This window comes from Stenotrophomonas sp. 2YAF22, from assembly GCF_052114665.1.
Taxonomy (GTDB): Bacteria; Pseudomonadota; Gammaproteobacteria; order Xanthomonadales; family Xanthomonadaceae; genus Stenotrophomonas; species Stenotrophomonas indicatrix.
In genome coordinates this window covers 1-1,159 of the sequence record NZ_JBFRFE010000902.1, presented here as the reverse complement: position 1 = coordinate 1,159, position 1,159 = coordinate 1, and the positions used below count along the sequence as shown (strand labels likewise).

Genomic DNA, 1,159 nt, shown 5'->3' with positions numbered 1-1,159 from the left:
CGCATCACCTGCATGTGGCGGAAAATGTAGATCTCCTGCCCGCCCATGCCTTTGGCGGCTTCGGTATGCAGGATGCGCAGCGGACGGTTCATGCGTGGATCGGTCCTTGGATTCAGCGGTTGCGGAAGCGGGTCAGCGCTTCCCATGCCGCGCGGATGCTGGCGGCGTCGGGGGTCTGTTGCGGCAACGGGCGGTAGCGCGCATCGAGCGCGGTGGCGTTGCCGAATTTGTCGAACACGTAGATCGCCTCGCCATTGCGTACCGCGCGCTGCGACCAGCTTTCCACCACCAGCGCACGCTTGCCGGTCGGTGCCGCCAGCAGGTCATGGCCGGTGCTGTAGTCGGTCAATGCGTTCTCGCAACCGAGTCCCTGGCGCATCAGTGTGGGTACCCAGTCTTCATGCGAGCTGACGCGTGCGTCGCGGCCGCCCTCCTGGCCAGGCCAATGCAGCACGAAGGGCACCTGCAACTGGTAGTTGGAGAAATTGCCGTTGTGGCCCCAGTAGTTGAGCTTGAGGTCGTTGAATTCCTCGGCGTGGTCGCCGGTCACCAGCACGATCGTGTTCTGCTCCAGACCCTGTGCGCGCAGGTCATCCAGCAGCGATCCAATCAGGCTGTCGGCGTAATGCACCGCGGTGTGGTAGCGGTTCAACTCCGGCGTTGGATCGTGCCCGGGGCCGAACTTGAGGAAATCGATGGCATCGGCCATCGGCGTGGCGAGCGGCGGATAGCCGGCCGGCATGTGGTAGGGCGCGTGGGTGGAATCGAGGAACACGAAACCGAACCACGGGCGCTGTGCAGCCTGGCTGGCGCGGATGTCCTTCTGCAGTCCAGCGACGATGGCGGCATCGCGGCCATCGGAGGTCAGTTCGGACGGCCCCTGGTGCAGCTGGTCGCGGACATCGGCGAACGCGGTGCGATCGAACTCCGGGCTGTACAGCGGCGCGCTGCCATACAGGTGCAAGTCATAGCCCTGCTGTCCCAGTACCTTGAACAGCTGCGAGCCGCGCTGCTCGTCGAGCATGCTCGGCCAATAGCCACCCGGCAGGCCGTACAGCAGCCCGAACAGACCATAACGGGTGGCGTTGCCGGTGCTGAAATGATGCTCGTACACCCGCGAGGACCGGGCCAGCGCCGAGGCGTTGGGCATGAACTGCGG

The 1,159-nt window shown here is 65.0% G+C and carries 1 protein-coding gene and 1 pseudogene; both read right to left on the bottom strand.

The annotated features are described in order from the left end of the window. Nucleotides 1-146: pseudogene (locus AB4Y84_RS22120) on the bottom strand (glycosyltransferase family 1 protein); the annotation flags it as partial. Further along, a partial coding sequence (locus AB4Y84_RS22115) for a sulfatase-like hydrolase/transferase (protein ID WP_442250991.1) occupies nt 113-1,159 on the bottom strand: 1,047 nt, incomplete at its 5' end. The pseudogene AB4Y84_RS22120 and the gene AB4Y84_RS22115, both read right to left, overlap by 34 nt.